Origin of the sequence: Streptomyces sp. NBC_01537 (genome assembly GCF_045040445.1) — a bacterium.
Classification (GTDB): Bacteria; Actinomycetota; Actinomycetes; order Streptomycetales; family Streptomycetaceae; genus Actinacidiphila.
The window spans coordinates 375,046-393,423 of sequence record NZ_CP109392.1 but is presented as its reverse complement, the minus strand read 5'-3'; the positions used below and the strand labels follow the sequence as shown (position 1 = coordinate 393,423).

The following is an 18,378-nucleotide window of genomic DNA, read 5'->3' as shown; positions in this document are numbered from 1 at the left end:
CATGAACCCTGTAGGTTCTTGCGCTGTGGAGGAGCTGGACCGGCACATCGTGGAACTTCTCGTCGCCGACGGGCGCATGAGCTACACCGACCTGGGCAAGGCCACCGGCCTGTCCACCTCGGCGGTGCATCAGCGCGTACGCCGCCTGGAACAGCGCGGGGTGATCCGCGGCTATGCCGCCATCGTCGACCCCGAAGCCGTCGGGCTGTCGCTGACGGCCTTCATCTCCGTAGCGCCCTTCGACCCCAGCGCCCCCGACGACATCGCCGACCGGCTCGCCGAGGTCCCCGAGATCGAGGCCTGCCACAGCGTCGCCGGCGAGGAGAACTACATCCTCAAGGTCCGCGTCTCCACCCCCGGCGAACTCGAGCACCTGCTCGCCAGAATCCGCACCCTCGCCGGAGTCTCCACGAGGACGACGGTCGTCCTGTCGACCCCGTACGAGTCCCGTCCCCCACGCATCTGACGCCCTCCGGTTTGTGGGAAGGCCTTCCGCATGGCGGAACGGGTTGGCACAAACCGGCCACCGGCCCGCAGCCGACAAACAAGGCAGAACCCCATGAGCCAGACCACGTTGCTCCGCAACGGCTTCGTCTACAGCCCCACCGACCCCTTCGCCACCGCGATGGTCGTCGACGGCGACACCGTCGCCTGGATCGGCTCCGAGGGCGCGGCCGACTCCTTCGCCGCCGGGGTGGACGAGGTGACCGACCTCGACGGCGCACTGGTCACCCCCGCCTTCACCGACGCGCACGTCCACACCACCGCCACCGGCCTGGCCCTCACCGGCCTCGACCTGAGCACGGCCGCCTCGCTGCCCGACGCTCTGGCCCGGATCCGCGCCCACGTGGCCGCGCACCCGGGGCAGGAGGTGCTCCTCGGCCACGGCTGGGACGAGACCCGCTGGCCGCAGGGCCGTCCGCCCACCCGCGCGGAACTGGACGAGGCGGCGGGGAACCGCCCGCTGTACCTGAGCCGCACCGACGTGCACTCGGCGCTGGCCACCACCGCCCTCCAGCAGCGGGTCTCGGGCGGCGAACCCACCGACGCCCCCCTCACCGGCGACGCCCACCACGCCGTACGCCGCGCCGCGCACGCCGCCGTGACGCCCGCCCAGCGCGAGGCCGCCCAGCGCGCCGCCCGCCGGCACGCCGCCTCGCTGGGCATCGGCTCCCTCCACGAGTGCGCGGGCCCCGACATCTCCTCCGAGGCCGACCTGACCGCCCTGCTCGCGCTCGCCGCCGCCGAGCCCGGCCCCCGCGTCTTCGGCTACTGGGCCGAGGCCGTGACCGACGCCGCCGGCCTCGACCGCATCCGCGACCTGGGCGCCACCGGCGCCGGGGGAGACCTCTTCGTCGACGGCTCCCTCGGCTCCCACACCGCCTGCCTGCACCAGCCTTATGCCGACTCTTCCCCTGGCTTCGCCGGGGGTACCCCCACCCACTCCGGCACCGCCTACCTGGACGCCGCCGCGATCGCCGACCACGTCGCCCTGTGCACCGAGGCCGGCATCCAGGCCGGCTTCCACGCCATCGGGGACGCCGCCATCACCGCCGTCGCGCAAGGCGTGCGCAAGGCCGCCGAGCGCACGGGCCTCGCCCGGGTCCGCGCCCTACGCCACCGCGTCGAGCACGCCGAGATGATGACGCCCGCCACCATCGCCGACTTCGCCGACCTCGGCCTCGTTGCCTCCGTACAGCCCGCCTTCGACGCCACCTGGGGCGGCGAGGACGGCATGTACGCCCAGCGCCTGGGCGTACGCCGGGCCCGCACCCTCAACCCGTACGCCGCCCTGCTCCGGGCCGGAGTACCGCTCGCCCTCGGCTCCGACAGCCCGGTCACCCCCCTCGACCCCTGGGGCGCGGTGCGGGCCGCCGCCTTCCACCGCACCCCCGCCCACAGCGTCTCCGTACGCGCCGCCTTCACCGCCCACACCCGCGGCGGCTGGCGCGCCGCCGGCCGCGACGACGCGGGCGTCCTGGTCCCCGGCGCCCCGGCCGACTACGCGGTCTGGCGCACCGGCGACCTGGTCGTCCAGGTCCCCGACGAGCGGGTCTCCAACTGGTCCACCGACCCCCGCTCCGGCACCCCCGGCCTGCCCGACCTGACCCCCGGCACCGACGCCCCGACCGCGCTGCGCACCGTCGTGGCCGGACGTACGGTCTTCGCACGGCCGAACGAGTGAGCCGTGCCCCCCGCCATGCGCCCGAACGGTGCGCACTGCGCCGTCCGAACCGGCACCCGCGGCCCCGCACTGACCTGCTGATTCCGGTAATCGGCGCAGGTCAGACGGCTGTTGACAGGCTACGGTCCGGGGCGAGTAGGTTCTGGCGAGTCCACCGCGCAACGTCCGACCGCTGATCCTCCGCCCACCGCCGCGGCGAGGTGCCGCCGGTCGGCAGGTGAGACCCGGGGAGGGACCCGGCGCCCAGTAGACAACGGCCTTGTCGCCGGCCCGCAGCCAGCGGGCCCCAGGTCGGCCCGAAGGGCGTTCCCGGGCCCTCCCCGCAGATGTGGATCACCCCCCACCCCCAGCGCCGCTGCACCCATCCGAGGTACGGTCACCTACATCTGAAAACGTCACCACCTGCAAGGAAGGCCGCGACCGTGCGCGTGCGCGAAACCGTACCGGCCCCGGCGGAAACACCGGAGCCGGACCCAGGGCCGGAGCCGACGCCGGCCGAAGGCCCGAGCCCGGGGCGGCTCCGCCGCATACGCACCGCGGCCCGCGCGGCAGCGCCCCGCACCGCCGTGGCCGCCGTGCTGGGCCTCGCCCTGGCCGCCGCCTTCCCGCCGTACGACCTCTGGCCGCTGTCCCTGGTCTCCGTGGCCGGGCTCGCCCTCCTCGCCCGCGGCCGCACCGCCCGCCAGGGCGCCTGGCTGGGCTTCGCCTTCGGGTTCCCCTTCTTCGTATGGCTGCTGCAGTGGTTGCACGTCGTCGGCTGGGACGCCGTCATCGGCCTGTCCGCCATCGAGGCGGCGTTCATCGCCGTGCTCGGCGCGGGCCTGGCCGTCACCGCCCGCCTCCGCGCCTGGCCGCTGTGGGGCGCCTGCCTGTGGGTCGCCGAGGAACTCGCCCGTGACCGGCTGCCGTTCGGCGGCTTCCCGTGGGGCCGCCTCGCCTTCGCCAACACCGGCTCGCCGTTCACCCCGCTCGCCGCACTCGGCGGCGCCCCCCTGGTGACCTTCGCGGTCGCCCTGTCCGGCGGCCTGCTCGCCGCCGCGGCGCTCGGGGCGTACGGCCTGCGCCAGGGCCCCCGTACGGACCTGCGTACGGCCCTCACCGCCCGCAAGGCGCTGCCGGCCGCCGCGGCCGCCGCCCTGTCCGGCGCGGTGCTCGCCTCCGGCTACGCCGTGCCCGTCCCCACGGACGCCGCCGACTCCGTCCAGGTGGCCGTCGTCCAGGGCAATGTCCAGCAGCCCGGCATGCACTTCCTGGGCCGCCCGATGAAGATCCTCGACAACCATGTCAAGGCCACCCTCAAGCTCGCCGCCGACGTCAAGGCGGGCAAGGTCCCCAAGCCCGACCTGGTCATCTGGCCGGAGAACTCCTCCGACCTCGACCCGTTCAGCTACCCCGAGGCGTACGAGAAGATCACCGGGGCCGTCCAGGCCATCGGCGTCCCCGTCCTCGTCGGCGCCCTCGTCGACGGCCCGGACGCGAAGCACGTACAGAACGAGGGCATCGTCTGGGACCCGGTGACCGGCCCCGGCGCCTCCTACACCAAGCAGCACCCGGTGCCCTTCGGCGAGTACGTGCCCTTCCGCGCGGAGCTCACCAAGGTCATCAGCCGGCTGGACCAGATCCCGCGCGACTTCTACATGGGCAAGAGCACCGGAGTGCTCAAGATCGCCGGTGCGAGGCTGGGCGACGTGATCTGCTTCGAGGTGGCCTACGACGAGATCGTGCGCGACACCGTCAACGCCGGCGCCCGCGCCCTGGTCGTGCAGACCAACAACGCCACCTACGGCCGCACCGGCCAGCCCGAGCAGCAGCTCGCCATGTACCGGCTGCGGGCCGTCGAGCACGGCCGCGCCGTCGTCGCCGCCGCCACCAGCGGGATCAGCGCGGTGATCGCGCCGGACGGCACGGTCGAGCAGAGCAGCAAGGAGTTCACGCAGGACGTCATCAGCGCGAAACTGCCGCTCCGCGACGAGAAGACGGTCGCCGACGGAGTCGGTGACATTCCCGAGTGGACCCTCGCTATGGTTGGCCTTCTGTCCTGCGCTGCGGCCGTCGTGCTCGGCAGGCGGGGGCGGGAACGTACAGTTGCGAAGGGGCAGCAGTGAGCGATGAGGGGCAGCGGGCCTACGGCCCGCTCGGCACGGTGTTGGTGATCATCCCCACCTACAACGAGGCCGACAACATCAAGCCGATCGTCGCCAGGGTCCGGTCGGCCGTGCCCGACGCGCACATCCTGGTGGCCGACGACAACAGCCCGGACGGCACCGGCAAACTCGCCGACGAGATCGCCATCGGCGACGACACCGTGCACGTCCTGCACCGCAAGGGCAAGGAAGGCCTGGGCGCCGCCTACCTGGCGGGCTTCCGCTGGGGCATCGAGCACGGCTACGGCGTACTGGTCGAGATGGACGCCGACGGCTCCCACCAGCCCGAGGAACTGCCCCGGCTGCTCACCGCGCTCAAGGGCGCCGACCTCGTCCTCGGCTCACGCTGGATCCCGGGCGGCCGGGTGGTCAACTGGCCCAAGTCCCGCGAGTTCATCTCCCGGGGCGGCAGCACCTACTCCCGCATCCTCCTGGACGTGCCCATCCGCGACGTCACCGGCGGCTACCGGGCCTTCCGCAAGGAGACCCTGGAAGGCCTGGGCATGGACGAGGTGGCCTCCGCGGGCTACTGCTTCCAGGTCGATCTCGCCTGGCGCGCGGTCAAGGCCGGTTTCCATGTCGTCGAGGTCCCGATCACCTTCGTGGAGCGCGAGCGCGGCGACAGCAAGATGAGCCGCAACATCATCGTCGAGGCCCTGTGGCGGGTCACCGGCTGGGGCATCACCTCCCGCGCCGCCAAGGTCGGCAGGGCCGTCGGCGGAGCCCGCCGCACCTGAGGGCCTGTGTCGGGGTTCGTCGGCGGCACCCGGCACAATTGACCGTATGACGACTTCAGCCATGCCCCCGCAGGCCCCCCAGCAGCGACGCTCGCGCCTCCGCACGATCGTGCCGCTGGCGGTTGCCGCCTGGGCGCTGCTGGAGATATGGCTGCTGACCGTGGTGGCCCGGGCCACCACGGGCCTCACCGTCGTCCTGCTGCTGATAGCGGGCTTCGTCCTCGGCGGGCTCGCGGTCAAACGCGCCGGGCGCAGCGCCTGGCAGAGCCTGGCGGCCTCCTTGCAGGCCCAGCAGCCCGGCGCGGCGCCCACGGCCCCCCAGCCCGCCGAAAACAAGGGCACCGGCCTGGCGATGCTCGGCGGCCTTCTGCTGATGGTGCCCGGCTTCGTCTCCGACGCCGCCGGGCTGCTGCTGCTCTTCCCGCCCACCCGGACGCTGCTGCGCAAGGCCACCGCCCGCTCGCTGGACCGCCGCCGGGCCGCGTACGAGCCGGGGTCGATCGGCGACCTGTTCCAGCAGGCCCGCACCGCCGACGAGCAGCTGCGCATCCACCGCCCGGACGGAAAGGTCATCCAGGGCGAGGTCGTCGTCGACAAGAACGTCGCCCAGGACATCTCTGGGGACGACGAAAACCCCGGGCCGCGGCGCTAGTCAGCGCCCCTTCCCGGGGTCGGGTTACGGAGCCGGGCCCGCCCCTCACGGGCCCGTGCCACGCGTCAGGCGGACTTGCGGTTGTCGCGCGGATGCACCGCGATGTTCATCGCCCCGGAGCGCAGGACAGCGAGGCGCTCGGCCAGCACTTCCTCCAGCTCCTCAAGCGTCCGGCGCTCCATGAGCATGTCCCAGTGCGTTCGCGCGGGCTTGGTCTCTTTCTTCTCCGGGCCCTCTCCGTCCACCAGCAGAGCGATCTGGCCGCAAGCGCGGCATTCCCACTCCGGCGGAATCTCGGCCTCAACCGAGAACGGCATCTCGAATCGATGTCCGTTCCGGCATGCGTACTCAACGGTCTGGCGCGGTGCCAGATCGATGCCGCGGTCGGTCTCGTAGCTTGTCGCCCCGAGTCGCGTGCCGCGGAGAGCTCGCTCACTCATGAATCGTGCCTCCCGGGCTTTGTCGCCCACAGGACAGGTGTCGCTGTCGTCGTCATCCGGTCAACGTCCGGTCGGCGGTGAAGATTCCCGTTTCGGGACATGCGCCCGCCCGTCACCCACCGCCACCCTTAACAGGAGACGCTGTGCGCCGCGCTTTTTCCTTTCGTCGTGCCGCCCCTTTTTGTACCCACCAGCGCCCGTTTTGTCACATCTAACGAGAGATGTCACCCTGCGCCTCCCAGTCCTGGACGCGCAGTAACGGTCCGCCCGGCGGGCCAACGGCGTACACTACCGCTCCGCGGCCCGCACGGCTAAATCGTCTCGGGGACCGGATTGCCCGCCGCCGCCACCGCCCGGCGCACCGGCACCCTCGCCAGCAGGACGAAACCGGCCGCGAAGAACACCACCAGCGAGATGATCGCGTCACGGTAGCTCCCCGTCAGCTGGTACGTCAGGCCGAACATCAGCGGCCCCAGCCAGCTTGTGCCCCGGTCGCTCACCTCGTACACCGAGAAGTACTCGGCCTCCTTGCCGCGCGGCACCATGTGCGAGAACAGCGACCGCGACAGCGCCTGGCTGCCGCCCAGCACCATCCCGATCGCCGCCGCCAGCACGAAGAACCACGCCGGCTCACCCGCCGGCAGGAAGTAACCCGCCCCGATCGTCACCGTCCACGCCACCAGCGAGCCCAAAACGGTGCGCTGCGCCCCGTACCGCGCCGCCAGCCGCCCCAGCAGCAGCGCCCCGGCCACCGCCAGCACCTGCACCAGGAGGATCGCCGCGATCAGCGTCGACTGGCCCAGGCCCAGCTCCTCCGAGCCGTACACCGAGGCCTGCGAGATCACCGTCTGCACGCCGTCGTTGTAGACCAGATACGCCAGCAGGAAGGCCAGCGTCAGCGGATACCGCCGCATGTCCCGGACGGTCTCCGCCAGCTGCCGGAAGCCCTGCCCCAGTGACCCGGACGCCCCGGCTCCGGCTTCCCTCGGGGCCCCGCGCTCGCGCAGCCGCAGCAGCGGCACCACCGTGAAGGCGCCCCACCACAGCCCCGCCGAGGCCAGGCAGATCCGTACCGCCATCCCCTCGGAGACCCCGAACGCGTCGTGCTGCAAAAACAGCACGAGGTTCGCCACCAGCACCACCGAACCGCCCGCATAGCCGAACGCCCAGCCGCGCGAGGACACCGCGTCCCGCTCCTGCGGCTCGGCGATCTGCGGCAGGAACGAGTTGTAGATCACCACCGACGCCGCATACGCGACATTCGCCGTCACCAGCAGCGCCCCGCCCAGCAGATACCGGTCCCCGGACAGGAAGAACATCCCCGTCGTCGCCGCGGCCCCGATGTACGCGAACACGCCCATCAGCGGCTTCTTGCGCCCCGTACGGTCCGCCACCGCACCGGCCAGCGGCATCACCAGCACGGAGAGCAGGACCGAGGCGGAGATCGCGTACGCGAAGTACGACCCGGCCCGGACCGGGATCCCCAGCGGGTGCACATAGCCGTCCGCGTCGGCGGCGGCCTTCGCCACGGTGGTCAGGTACGGCCCGAGGAAGACCGTGATCACGCTGGAGGAGAAGACCGAGTTGGCCCAGTCGTAGAAGTACCAGCCGCGCTGTTCCCTGCGCCGCTCCCGGACCGCGTCGGCGGCCTCCGCCACCTCCGGCCCGTCGGTTGTGCCCTGTGCCTCGCTCGTGCCCAAGGTGCCGCTCCGCTGTTACGCGTGCCGATGTGACCGGCCATGATGCCATCGCCCGCTGTCGGCGCACATGACTGCCCCCGGGCGCCTTGCGGCACCCGGGGGCAGGGCGGGGTCACACCTGATCGCGGAGGTCCGCAACGATCAGGCCTGGCCGCCGTTCATGCGGCGACGGCGCACCATGTAGATGCCGCCACCGGCCACCGCCGCGAGCAGCCCGGTGCCGATCGCCGTCTCGGTGGTGTTCAGGCCGCCGACCGAACCGCCGACACCCGTGTGCGGGCTGCCGGCCGGCCGAGCGGCCAACGTGTCGCAGTCGTCGTTGCCGTTGTTGTTCCAGCTGTTGTTGTCGCCGCGGCCGTGGTCGCCGCCCCAGCCGTCGTCGTCACCCTTGTCGTGCTTCCAGCCGCCACCGTTCTGGCCGCCGTCCCACGAGTCGTCGGTGTTCTTGCCGTCGGCGCCGTCCGCGCTGCCGAAGCCCTCGCTCTCATCCAGGCCGTAGTCCTGCTTGTCCTGCGACTCCTGGCGGCCGCTCTCCCCGCGGTCACCGCGCGGGCGGTCCCCACGGCCGTTCTCACGGTCGTCGTCGCCCTTGTTCCAGCCGCTGTCGCCCCGGCCGCTGTCGCCCCGGCCGCTGTCGCCCCGGCCGTGGTCGCCCCGGCCGTTGTCGCCGCCCCAGCTGTCGTCGTCGCCCCAGCCACTGTCATCGCACGGGTCGAAGCCGCCGCCGTGGTGGTCGCCCCGGCCGTGGTCACCGCGGCCGTTGTCGCCCCGGCCGTTGTCGCCCCGGCCGTGGTCGCCCCGACCGTTGTCACCGCGGCCGTTGTCACCGCGGCCGTGGTCGTCACGCCCGTCGTTGCCGTCATTGCCGCCGTCATTGCCGCCGTCGCCGCCGCCGTTGCGAGGAGGCAGAACCGTGTAGGGCTTGACGCTGGGCGTCAGGTTCCCCGTGTCACAGGCCACCGTGATGCTGTAGGCCCCCGCCATCGTGCCGAAGGGGATCCGAAAGCGTCCTGTCGCTGACGGTGTATTTCCTGAGCCTTCCAGTGTGAGGCTGCCACCGGGGATGATGGGGGAAGTGGCGGTTGCCTTGTTGGCGGGGCAACCGGTGGCGGTGATATCCACGGACTCCCCGGCTCGAGCCTGGGTGGGGGGATCGAGCGTCACGACCGGGGAGTCGGCGAAAGCGCTGGCCGCCGGCATCATCACGGCGGTCGTGGTGAGCACCGCCCCTGCCAGAATGCGTGAAACACGCATGGGTTGAACCTCCTTGCGGACGGGGCAGGCGGGATTGCTTCCCTCGAGTCGAACTGCGACCGCGTCCTTGTGATCAATTGCGCGGGTGCTCCGCCCGTCCCGCATTTCGGGAAGATCTCCTCAGGTCCCCCGAACGGGCCATCAGATCCGCCGCAGTCACCACATACATGCAGGTCAGGCCAGTGGGGGAGCGCCGTAGGAAACTTCTAAAGATCGCGATCGAACGGGTGACGAGCCATCAGCGGGTGTCCGACGGACCGTCAGGAAATCGCGCCCCGCAACGCCCGCGCGATGACCTCCGCGTACAGCCGCGCACCCGACGGCCGGGGGTGCGTGCCGTCGCCCCACAACCTGTCCGGGAAGCGGGAGATGGCCGCGTCCCAGTCCGCCAGCGCAACGCCCCGATGCCGCCGAACGCCCGCCGTGAGCGTTGCGTTGACGTGGGATGCCCAGCTCCGGCGCACATGGACATTGACGAAGATGACGGTCCGTCCGGGACCGGCGATGCGCAGGATCCGCTCGATGGCGGCGTCACCGAAGTCACCGTTCGTGCCGAGCCCCACCACTACGGCCCGCCGCAGTTGTCCGCTCGCCTCAAGTGCCGCCAACACCTCTGGTGCCGACGACATCTGACGCCCCACCACCGCGTCGACGTCAATGCCGGGGAACCGCCGCTCCAGCTCACCCGCCGAGGCCAGCATCACCGAATCGCCGACCGCGGTGATCTCACTCCCGCCCGCCACCCGACGAACGGCATCGTGCCGCACCGCGACGGCCCGCTGCCCGGCGGCGATCTGGGCCGTCAGCCCGCCACCTCCGGAAGGGGCCCGCGATACGCCGACGTACGCCGTGCCGAGCACGGCCGCGCAGGCCAGCGCGATGCCCAGCGCGACCCGGGGCTGACGGACCGCCAGGCTCCTGGCGTGCGCGCTCACGGCCTCGGCCCAGCCGCGCCAGCCGAGTCGCAGCAGCGGCTCCTCGACCAGGCGGTAGGACGCCGCCGCCAGGCCCACCGGAAGCACGAGCTCGACGATCCGGCCCGTCGCCGACCCGGCCGCGAGGCAGGCGTGGACCGGCCAGTGCCACAGGTAGATGCCGTACGAACGCCGACCGAGCCACACCAGCGGCGCCCACCCCAGGGCCCGGCCCATGCGCCCCGGTGAGCAGGCCGCCAAGGTCAGCGCGGCGGCGGCAAGGCATACGCCCGCCAGGCCGCCCCGGTAAAGGAAGGCGCCGGTGCCGCTGACGAGTACCGCGCCGAGGGCAAGCCCTGCCAGACCGGCAGCGCCCAGCGCGTCGATGGCTCGTACGTACCGGGCGCGCCGCAGCGTCCCGGCGCGGGACAGTGGGAGCGTCAGCGCGACGGCGGCGCCGAGCAGCAGGCCGCCGCCGTGGGTGTCGGTGCCGTAGTACACCCGGGAAGGGTCCGAGCCCGGCTCGTAGAGGACCGCCATCGCCACGAACGAGGCGGCGGCCAGGGCGAGGGCGCAAGCGGTCTGCCGCCGCTGCCGCCGCAGCACGGACATGAGGACCCACAGCAGCAGCGGCCAGCCCAGGTAGAACTGCTCCTCGACGGAGAGCGACCACAGGTGCTGGAGCACGGGCAGGGCGAGGCCGTCGAACTGCGTGAAGTACATGTCGTGTTGGGACAGCTGCCACCAGTTGCTGCGGTAGGTGAGGGCCGCGGCGACCGCCCCGCGCAGGCCCCGGTGTGCCTCCCCGCCGGTCAGCGTGGCCGCGCAGGCGGTCACCGCGAGCACGAGCCACAGCAGGGGGAGCAGCCGAAGGGCGCGGCGTTTCCAGAAGGCGCCGAGCCGGATCCGGCCGGATCGCCAGTGGTCGGCGGCGAGCAGACTGGTGATCAGGTAGCCGCTGATGACGAAGAAGAGATCGACTCCGAGGAAGCCGCCCGGCAGCCACGACGCGTGCACGTGATAGACGACGACGCATGCCACGGCCAGTGCCCGCAGCCCGTCCAGGCCTCGGGCGCGCCGGAAGTCCGATCTCATCGGTCCACGGTCGGCCCGGACCGTGGGCGGCGCATCCGGGCCTGCGCCGATTGCCGGACGCCGGGCGGCTGAGCTACCCGATCGGGTGATGCCCCGTTCGCCCGCCTGCGATCGCGGACTGCCGCGGCCGGGCCTACCGTCGGATATGACGGGCCATCACCTGCCGTCGGACCGGCTGTAGCTGAAGGACAGCAAGCACAGTAAGGACAGTGATGCTGCATTCTCCCGGGGACCGCTCTCCCGTACCGGCACGCACCGCAGCCGCCCGTCCTCCCCGCCGCACGGCGGGGGCGCCGCCGCAGCGGCCCCAGGTGCGGCTCACCAAGCGGGGTCGGCGGGTCGTGGTGACGGCGGTGGGTTCGGTGGTGCTGACCGGTCTGGTGATGATGGCCGACGGGCTGGAAGGCACCGACGGCCCGCCCCAGCCGACCGCAGCCTCGGCCGCGCTCCCCGGGGCCGGCGGGGCGGGCGGCGCGCAGGGGGCCGTGGCAGCGCTGCCGGAGTCCCAGCCGCTGCGTATCAAGATCCCCAAGGTCAGCATCGACGCGCCCCTGATGAATGTCGCGCTCGACAAGCAGAAGACCATCGAGACCCCGCCGCCCCAGTACAAGAACCTGGCCGCCTGGTACAAGGGCTCCGTCTCACCGGGCGCCGACGGCACCTCGGTCATCGTCGGCCATGTGGACAACGCGAGCGGCCCCGCCGTCTTCTACGGCCTGGGGGCCCTGAAGAAGGACGCCCGGATCGAGGTGGCCCGCGCCGACGGCACCACCGCGATCTTCACGATCTACGGCATCGAGGTCTTCTCCAAGAAGGACTTCCCCGCCAAGCGGGTCTATGGCGACACCGCCCGCCCCGAGCTGCGGGTCATCACCTGCGGCGGCACCTACACCAAGGCCAACGGCTACTCCGGCAACGTCGTCGTCTTCGCCCGTATGACCGGCCGGAAGTGACGGACCGTCGAACGCGAACAGACGCAGGAAGAACTGCGCCAGCGGCCCGATGGCCAGCGCGTACGCCACCGTGCCCACCCCCACCGACCCGCCGAGCGCGAAGCCGACCGCCAGCACGGTGACCTCGATCCCGGTGCGCACCAGCCTGATGGACCGCCTGGTGCGCGCGTGCAGCCCGGTCATCAGCCCGTCGCGCGGGCCGGGCCCGAACCGCGCGGTGATGTAGAGGCCGGTGGCCACGCCGCTGAGCACGATCCCGGCGGCCAGCAGCGGGACGCGTACGCCGAGGCCGTGCGGCTGCGGCAGCAGCCACAGGGTGGCGTCCATGGACAGCCCGACGATGAAGACGTTCGACACCGTGCCCAGGCCCGGACGCTGACGCAGCGGCCACCACAGCAGCAGTACCAGCGCGCCCACCACGATGGAGACGGTGCCGATGCTCAGCCCGGTGTGCTCCGAGACGCCCTGGTGGAACACGTCCCACGGATCCAGTCCCAGCCCGGACCGGACCTGCAGAGCTGCACTGGCACCGTAGAGCGCCAGCCCGGTGTAGAGATGAACGATCCTTCTGCGGAATTGGCCCTGCACCTGAACCCCCACTGGTCATCACCGCAATGTTCGTGCCACTCTGTGGCCTGAAGGTACGATCGAAACATGGCCAATACGCGGAAGGTGGACTGGAAACGATGTCCCAGTGGACCGCATCCGTAGGAGCACCCCATCTGGCCCGGCTGCTCGACCCCAGGCCGCAGCGGGCGGGCGGCCGCCGGGTTCCCGCCTACCGGGGGCTGGCCGACGGCATCCGGGTGCTTGTCCTGGAGGGCCGGATCCCCGTCGCGGCCCGGCTGCCCGCCGAGCGCGAACTGGCGCTGGCGCTCGGCATCAGCCGCACCACCGCGGCCGCCGCGTACGAGGCGCTGCGCGCCGAGGGCTTCGCCCGCTCCCGTCGCGGCGCCGGCACCTGGACCGCCGTGCCCGAGGGCGACGCCCTGCCCACCCGGGGCCTGGAACCGCTGCCCCCGGACGCCGCCAGCAGCGTCATCGACCTCGGCTGCGCCGCCCTCCCGGCCCCCGAGCCCTGGCTCTCGCGCGCCGTCCAGGGCGCCCTGGCCGACCTGCCCGCCTACGCCGCCACCCACGGCGACTTCCCGGCCGGCCTGCCCGTGCTCCGCGAGGCCATCGCCGAGCGCTACACCGCCCGGGGCATCCCCACCCGCCCCGAGCAGATCATGGTCACCACCGGTGCGATGGGTGCCATCGCCGCCGCGGCCCGCCGCCTCACCACCCCCGGCGAGCGCGTCGCCGTCGAGTCACCCAGCTACGCCAACGTCCTGGACCTCTTCCGCGACAGCGGCTCCCGGCTCGTCCCCGTCGCCATGCGCGAGGCCCTCGCCGGCTGGGACCTCGACGCCTGGAAACGCGTCCTGCGCGACGCCGCGCCCCGCATGGCCTACGTCATGCCCGACTACCACAACCCCACCGGCACCCTCGTCGACGACGACCAGCGCCGCGCCCTCGTCGACACCGCCCGCGCCGCCGGCACCGTCATCGTCGCCGACGAGTCCATGGCCGAACTCACCCTCGAACCCCACCCGCAGGACGCCCCGCCCCGCCCCATGGCCGCCTTCGACCGCGGCGGCAGCGTCATCAGCGTCGGTTCCGCCAGCAAGGCCATCTGGGCCGGGCTGCGCATCGGCTGGGTCCGCGCCGCCCCCGACGTCGTACGCCGTCTGGTCACCGCCCGCGCCTACCTCGACATCGGCTCCCCGGTCGTCGACCAGCTCGCCGTCGCCTGGCTGCTGCGCACCGGCGGCTGGGACGAGGCCGTCGCCACCCGCCGCGAACGCGCCCGCGAATACCGCGACGACCTCGTCGCCGCCCTGCGCGACCAGCTCCCCGACTGGGAGTTCGCCGTCCCCTCCGGCGGCATGACCATGTGGGTGCGCACCGCCGACGTCTCCGGCTCCCGCCTCGCCGTCGCCGGCGAACGCCTCGGCGTCCGCGTCCCCTCCGGCCCCCGCTTCGGCATCGACGGCGCCTTCGAGTCCTACGTACGACTGCCCTTCACCGTCGGCGGAGCCGTCGCCCGCGACGCGGTCGCCCGCCTCGCGGCGGCTGCGCAGGCCGTGCGGCACGGGGGGGGATCGGAAGGCGAGGGCGCGGGCCTGTTCGTGGCGTGATCTTGTGATCCCCGGCCCCGTCAGTGCTCCAGCTCGAGGTCGGCCTTGTGCATGTGCAGCTTCTCGGCCTCCGGCGCCTCCGCCATCGGGAGCAGCGAAAGCACCGCCCGCCGCTGCGCCTCCGGCGTCTCCTCGTCATACGGGTCCGGCGTCGCGGGCACCTGCAGCCGCAGCACCGGCCCGGCGCCCAGGCGCACATACCCGCGCCCCGGCGGCACCACGGCAGCCGGCGTCGCGCACTGCGGAGCGCCCAGCACCAGCCGGGTCTCCTCGCCCGAGACCGCGCCGAGCACGACGCGCGCCCGGGTGTGCGCGACCACCACACCGGCCAGGGCCTCGGCCGAGTCGAGCGAGTCCGCCACCGCCACCGTGACCCCGGCTGCCCGGCCGTGCCGCAGCGGCACGTCGAGGAGCTCCTGCGGGTCCTGGCGGCCCTCGGCGTGGGCGAGCTGCGTGAGGGCGGTCGGGCGGTCCGCCAGGACCCACAAGGGCCGCCGGGTGTCCTCGGGCGCGGGCCGGCCCGCCTGGCGGGCGCGGTTGACGGCGATGAGCCGCCGCTCCGTCTCGTGCGCCGCCCACTCCAGCGTGGCCAGCGTCCCGGCGAGCCCGCTCTCCACGGCCAGCACGCCGGGGCGGCCGGACAGGCACGCGTACTCACCTGTGCCGCCGCCGTCGATCACGACCACGTCGCCGTGGGCCAGGGCCTGCAGGGCGAGGGAGCGCAGCAGCGTGGTCGTGCCTGTTCCCGGCCGGCCCAGCGCCAGCAGATGCGGCTCCGCCGAGCGCGGTCCGGTGCGCCACACGACCGGCGGGGCGTCCCGGAGCTCCTCGCCGTCGGCGACGGGCACGGTGCGCTGCACGGCGTCGGGGTCGGTGAAGCCGAGTACCGTCTCGCCGGGGGCGGTGACGAAGCGCTGGGCGGCGATGCCGGTGGGCAGTGCGGGCAGAGCCGTGAGACCGAGCAGGTTCTCCTCCTCGTCCCAGTCGAAGCGGTACTCCCGGCCCCGGCCGGTCTTGGCGTGCAGTACCTGCTCCACGCGCATCCGTGACTCGGCCTCGCCGTCGGTGAAGTACGCCGGGTAGCGCAGGTGCAGCCGGACCAGCCGGCCGTCCTCGAACTCGTACGCGCCGAAGGCCTCCGTCCAGTCGCCCTCGTACGCGTAGAGCGGGCTCGGGTCGCCGGGGTCGGACAGATACGGCACCAGCGCGTCGTACAGCGATTTGAGCCGGGCGCTCTCGGCGTCACTGGGCCCGGCCGGCGCCGGGGTGCTGCGGTCGCGGCCCATCCAGGCGGCCGAGCCCATCAGCGCGGTCAGCGCCAGGTAGGGACCGTAGGGGAACATCACGACGACCAGGCCGATCGCGGCCACCAGGAGCAGCGCGGGACCGCGGCGGTCCTTGGGGGTGTGCGCCCACCAGGCGTGCAGCCAGCCGGTCTGGCGGCGCAGCCCGCGCAGGATCACCAGCAGGGGATGGAGCACATCGGCGGCGCCGTCGGCCGCCGTCCGCGCGAAATCGCGCCCTCGGGCCAGCGAGGGGCTCAGCGACGAGCCCAGCGATGGACGGCTGCCGTTCAGGATGCCGGGGAGAGGACGCCTGGCCACGTGGTGCTCCAGAGGATCGTGCGACGGGACGCGATGAGCGAAACGGGACGGGCCCGGAGCGGCAGGAGCGCGCCGGGCCCACGGGGGAAGGCCGTGCGGGACGGCCGGGCTAGAACTTGATCCCGCCCAGCAGGCTCGCCAGGCTGGCTCCGCCGGCCTTGATGCTCGGGGCGATGGCGGTGCCCGCGAGATAGAAGCCGAAGAGTGCGCAGACGAGCGCGTGGGATGCCTTCAGTCCGTCCTTGCGGAAGAACAGGAAGACGATGATGCCGAGCAGGACGACGCCTGAAATGGACAGGATCATGGGGTTACTCCTGTGTGATGGGGACTGTCACCATGAGTTCTTCCATGCTCACAGAAAGTAATAGATAATGGAAAGCGGCAAATGGGTGATTTATCGATAATTTCGCCCAAGCGGGCGCTTTTCGATGTTCTGTCGGCGCGATCCTTGCCGCCCTGGGCCCGCACCATGCGCAGCGCCCCGCCATCGGCCGGAAAATACGCCCGTACGGGTGATCGCCGCGGCTGATCCGAGGCCATGGCTTCTCCCGTGGTGCACGATCTCGCGGGGGTGTGGCGGCGGCTGACGCTACGTAGGGTGGTGACCGGCACCCCACCGGCGACCGGAGTGAGGACAACCATGAGCGAGCCGACGATCCCCGACACCGGCACCGAGCCCGCCCATGACCCCGAACTGCTCCAGCTCGCCACCCGGGCCTTCGACCTCGCCCGCCACGGCGACACCGACACCCTCGCCGCCTACGTCGACGCCGGAGTGCCGGTCAACCTCACCAACGACAGCGGCGACTCACTCCTGATGCTCGCCGCCTACCACGGCCACGCCGACGCCGTCACCGCCCTCCTGCGCCGCCACGCCGACCCCGACCGCGCCAACGGCAAGGGCCAGACCCCGCTCGCCGGCGCCGTCTTCAAGGGCGCGGACGCCGTCGTCCGCGCACTCCTCGACGCCGGCGCGGACCCCCGGCGCGGTACGCCGTCGGCCGTAGACACCGCGCGGATGTTCGGCAAGGACGACCTGCTCAAGCTGTTCGGTCTTTAGCGGGAGTCAGAAACCGCCCCCGTCGCCGAATCCTCCGTCGAAGCCCCCGCCGTCGCCCATGCCCCCGCCGAACCCGCCGTCGAAGCCGTCCCCTCCCGCGTCGGCGCCGTCATAGCCCCCGTATCCGCCGCCCAGCGACCCGCCGAGCAGCGTGCCCGCCAGCAGCCCCGGCAGGAACATCGAGCCGTACGCCCCGAAATAGCCGCCCGCCCAGGGCCCGTACGCCGGACCCGCATCCCAGTACGGGCGGCGCTCCTCGCCCACCCGCACCGTACGCACCGCCGGGTCCGCGCCGTCCGCCAGCCGCGCCGCGTCCGCCGCGCACACCGGCACCGTGCGCACCGCACCGTCCTCGGGCGCCCACTCGGCGTCCTGGACCGAGGGGCCGTGGCGGGGATCGAAGAAGCACGGCGGGCGACGCTCGGGCAGCGGCAGGCCCCGGCGGCGGGCATCGAGCACTGCCAGCGCGAACCGGCCCCCTTCGAGGGCCTCGGTCACCGCCCGTACATCCTCGGGGCGGCCGGCGGCGGCCATCCTGTCCTTCGCGGTCTCGTACGCGTCCAGGGCCCTGCCGTAGTCCTCCAGCATCTCGGGCGTCGCCGCCGGATCGGATGGCGCGAAATCCAGCCGGTCCAGGGTCTCGCCGTATGCCGTGATGTCCTCCTCCACCACCCCGCGCACCTGCTCCAGCTCCGCCCGCTCCCGCTCCCGGCGGCGCCGGCCGTTCCTCCGTACGAGCAGCAGAGCGCCCCCGGCGAGCACCGCGAGGATGACCCCCAGTGTCACCAGAGCGCCGACGCCCGACGTGCGCGCCGTGCCGCCGCCCTGGTCCGCCCTGCCGGAGGCGGCCGCCGACGCGACATCGGCCACGAAGCCGTCCAGCACCGCCGACGCGTCACCCGCGTGCTCCCGCAGATTCCGCTGCGCCAGTGACCTCGCCGTGCTCCCGGGGATCACCGACCCGTCCGACGCCGCACCGAACCGGGAACCCAGCGCCACCGCGTACACCCCTGGCCGTCCCACGGCCGCCCGCAGCCGGTCGAAGACCTGATCGCCGCCGTAGGCCGGGTCGTCCGGCAGCACTGCCACGTACACCGGCACCCCCGAATCCCGGATGCGCTGCGCGAGCCCGCGCGCGTCGGCGTCCGACAGCTTTCCCGAAACCGCCGGGTCGACATAGACCGGGCTGCTGCGCAGCGCCTTCGCCGCCGTCTCGATGCCGGTGTCCGCGTGGGCAGCGCCTGCGGTGGCGAGCGCCAGCACGGCAGCGAGGACCACGGCAGCTCTCTGTGCAAACCGCGCTATTCCAGCCATACCGCCCATATACCCGCGTGCGACTCTTTCACCGTTGTGCCTGCCGACCTGGGGCTGAATTCAGCCCGTCCGGGGAACGAGGACAAAGCGCAGCCGGCTGCCGCGCAACCCGGCGAACCTTCGCGGTCACCGCGCGAGCGGCCGGA

General features: G+C 72.8%; 15 protein-coding genes and 1 pseudogene. 8 read left to right on the top strand and 8 right to left on the bottom strand.

The features are described 5' to 3' along the window. Window positions 1–25: 25 nt before the first annotated feature. The 5 genes from OG607_RS02065 to fxsA all read left to right on the top strand — a co-directional run bounded on the left by OG607_RS02065 (window position 26) and on the right by fxsA (window position 5,718). Entirely contained in the window at window positions 26–466 is a 441-nt protein-coding gene (locus OG607_RS02065) for an Lrp/AsnC family transcriptional regulator (protein WP_329309891.1), read from the top strand. 93 nt (window positions 467–559) lie between these two features. Beyond that, on the top strand, window positions 560–2,185 hold the full coding sequence (locus OG607_RS02060) for an amidohydrolase (protein ID WP_405717935.1): 1,626 nt from the start codon (window positions 560–562) through the stop codon (window positions 2,183–2,185). Window positions 2,186–2,511: 326 nt separating this feature from the next. Further along, on the top strand, window positions 2,512–4,290 hold the full coding sequence (gene lnt / locus OG607_RS02055) for an apolipoprotein N-acyltransferase (RefSeq protein WP_405717932.1): 1,779 nt from the start codon (window positions 2,512–2,514) through the stop codon (window positions 4,288–4,290). Further along, complete coding sequence (locus OG607_RS02050) at window positions 4,287–5,066, top strand: polyprenol monophosphomannose synthase (protein ID WP_405717929.1); 780 nt, start codon at window positions 4,287–4,289, stop codon at window positions 5,064–5,066. The genes lnt and OG607_RS02050 overlap by 4 nt, the downstream gene beginning before the upstream one ends. 46 nt (window positions 5,067–5,112) lie before the next feature. Continuing rightward, the gene (gene fxsA, locus OG607_RS02045) at window positions 5,113–5,718 is read left to right on the top strand and encodes an FxsA family membrane protein (RefSeq protein ID WP_405717926.1); all 606 of its coding nucleotides are present in this window, start codon (window positions 5,113–5,115) and stop codon (window positions 5,716–5,718) included. 65 nt (window positions 5,719–5,783) lie between these two features. Here fxsA and OG607_RS02040 read toward each other — a convergent pair whose 3' ends face one another. From OG607_RS02040 to OG607_RS02025, 4 genes are all read right to left on the bottom strand, one after another. Further along, window positions 5,784–6,158 (bottom strand): RNA polymerase-binding protein RbpA, encoded by a 375-nt coding sequence (locus tag OG607_RS02040; RefSeq protein ID WP_329309887.1) that lies wholly within the window; start codon window positions 6,156–6,158, stop codon window positions 5,784–5,786. 311 nt (window positions 6,159–6,469) lie between these two features. Further along, window positions 6,470–7,816 carry an MFS transporter gene (locus OG607_RS02035; protein WP_405736478.1) on the bottom strand — a complete coding sequence of 449 codons (1,347 nt, stop codon included), beginning with the start codon at window positions 7,814–7,816 and terminating at the stop codon, window positions 6,470–6,472. 183 nt (window positions 7,817–7,999) lie between these two features. Beyond that, window positions 8,000–9,112, bottom strand: a complete 1,113-nt coding sequence (locus OG607_RS02030) for a hypothetical protein (RefSeq protein WP_405717924.1) — start codon at window positions 9,110–9,112, stop codon at window positions 8,000–8,002. Between the two features lie 260 nt (window positions 9,113–9,372). Then, a complete protein-coding gene (locus OG607_RS02025; RefSeq protein ID WP_405717921.1) occupies window positions 9,373–11,121 on the bottom strand; it encodes an acyltransferase family protein in 1,749 nt (582 codons plus the stop codon). A 212-nt stretch (window positions 11,122–11,333) separates the two neighbouring features. On the opposite strand from OG607_RS02025, the gene OG607_RS02020 reads away from it, so the two are divergent. After that, complete coding sequence (locus OG607_RS02020; protein ID WP_405717919.1) at window positions 11,334–12,074, top strand: class F sortase; 741 nt, start codon at window positions 11,334–11,336, stop codon at window positions 12,072–12,074. Here the strand turns inward: OG607_RS02020 and OG607_RS02015 are convergent. Then, window positions 12,075–12,662, bottom strand: a pseudogene (locus OG607_RS02015) (YitT family protein); the annotation flags it as partial. It abuts the gene before it with no gap. Between the two features lie 98 nt (window positions 12,663–12,760). Here OG607_RS02015 and OG607_RS02010 point away from each other — a divergent pair. After that, window positions 12,761–14,254 carry a PLP-dependent aminotransferase family protein gene (locus tag OG607_RS02010; protein WP_405717917.1) on the top strand — a complete coding sequence of 498 codons (1,494 nt, stop codon included), beginning with the start codon at window positions 12,761–12,763 and terminating at the stop codon, window positions 14,252–14,254. 20 nt (window positions 14,255–14,274) lie between these two features. Here OG607_RS02010 and OG607_RS02005 read toward each other — a convergent pair whose 3' ends face one another. Both OG607_RS02005 and OG607_RS02000 read right to left on the bottom strand, forming a co-directional pair. Continuing rightward, window positions 14,275–15,858 carry a hypothetical protein gene (locus OG607_RS02005; RefSeq protein WP_405717914.1) on the bottom strand — a complete coding sequence of 528 codons (1,584 nt, stop codon included), beginning with the start codon at window positions 15,856–15,858 and terminating at the stop codon, window positions 14,275–14,277. 109 nt (window positions 15,859–15,967) lie between these two features. Further along, a complete protein-coding gene (locus OG607_RS02000; RefSeq protein WP_018534760.1) occupies window positions 15,968–16,162 on the bottom strand; it encodes a hypothetical protein in 195 nt (64 codons plus the stop codon). Window positions 16,163–16,498: 336 nt separating this feature from the next. Between OG607_RS02000 and OG607_RS01995 the strand changes: the two genes are divergently transcribed. Beyond that, window positions 16,499–16,918: an ankyrin repeat domain-containing protein gene (locus tag OG607_RS01995; RefSeq protein ID WP_405717911.1), complete on the top strand. Its 420-nt coding sequence runs from the start codon at window positions 16,499–16,501 to the stop codon at window positions 16,916–16,918. 6 nt (window positions 16,919–16,924) lie between these two features. Here the strand turns inward: OG607_RS01995 and OG607_RS01990 are convergent, their stop codons facing one another. Further along, entirely contained in the window at window positions 16,925–18,232 is a 1,308-nt protein-coding gene (locus OG607_RS01990; RefSeq protein ID WP_405717908.1) for a hypothetical protein, read from the bottom strand. Window positions 18,233–18,378 lie beyond the last annotated feature (146 nt).

Excerpts from the sequence above, each read along its gene's own strand:
- fxsA (WP_405717926.1), top strand. The coding sequence starts at position 5,113 with ATGACGACTTCAGCCATGCCCCCGCAGGCCCCCCAGCAGCGACGCTCG.
- OG607_RS02060 (WP_405717935.1), top strand. The coding sequence starts at position 560 with ATGAGCCAGACCACGTTGCTCCGCAACGGCTTCGTCTACAGCCCCACC.
- lnt (WP_405717932.1), top strand. The coding sequence starts at position 2,512 with ATGTGGATCACCCCCCACCCCCAGCGCCGCTGCACCCATCCGAGGTAC.
- OG607_RS02020 (WP_405717919.1), top strand. The coding sequence starts at position 11,334 with ATGCTGCATTCTCCCGGGGACCGCTCTCCCGTACCGGCACGCACCGCA.
- OG607_RS02030 (WP_405717924.1), bottom strand. The coding sequence starts at position 9,112 with ATGCGTGTTTCACGCATTCTGGCAGGGGCGGTGCTCACCACGACCGCC.
- OG607_RS01995 (WP_405717911.1), top strand. The coding sequence starts at position 16,499 with ATGAGCGAGCCGACGATCCCCGACACCGGCACCGAGCCCGCCCATGAC.
- OG607_RS02025 (WP_405717921.1), bottom strand. The coding sequence starts at position 11,121 with ATGAGATCGGACTTCCGGCGCGCCCGAGGCCTGGACGGGCTGCGGGCA.
- OG607_RS02040 (WP_329309887.1), bottom strand. The coding sequence starts at position 6,158 with ATGAGTGAGCGAGCTCTCCGCGGCACGCGACTCGGGGCGACAAGCTAC.
- OG607_RS02010 (WP_405717917.1), top strand. The coding sequence starts at position 12,761 with ATGTCCCAGTGGACCGCATCCGTAGGAGCACCCCATCTGGCCCGGCTG.
- OG607_RS02000 (WP_018534760.1), bottom strand. The coding sequence starts at position 16,162 with ATGATCCTGTCCATTTCAGGCGTCGTCCTGCTCGGCATCATCGTCTTC.
- OG607_RS01990 (WP_405717908.1), bottom strand. The coding sequence starts at position 18,232 with ATGGCTGGAATAGCGCGGTTTGCACAGAGAGCTGCCGTGGTCCTCGCT.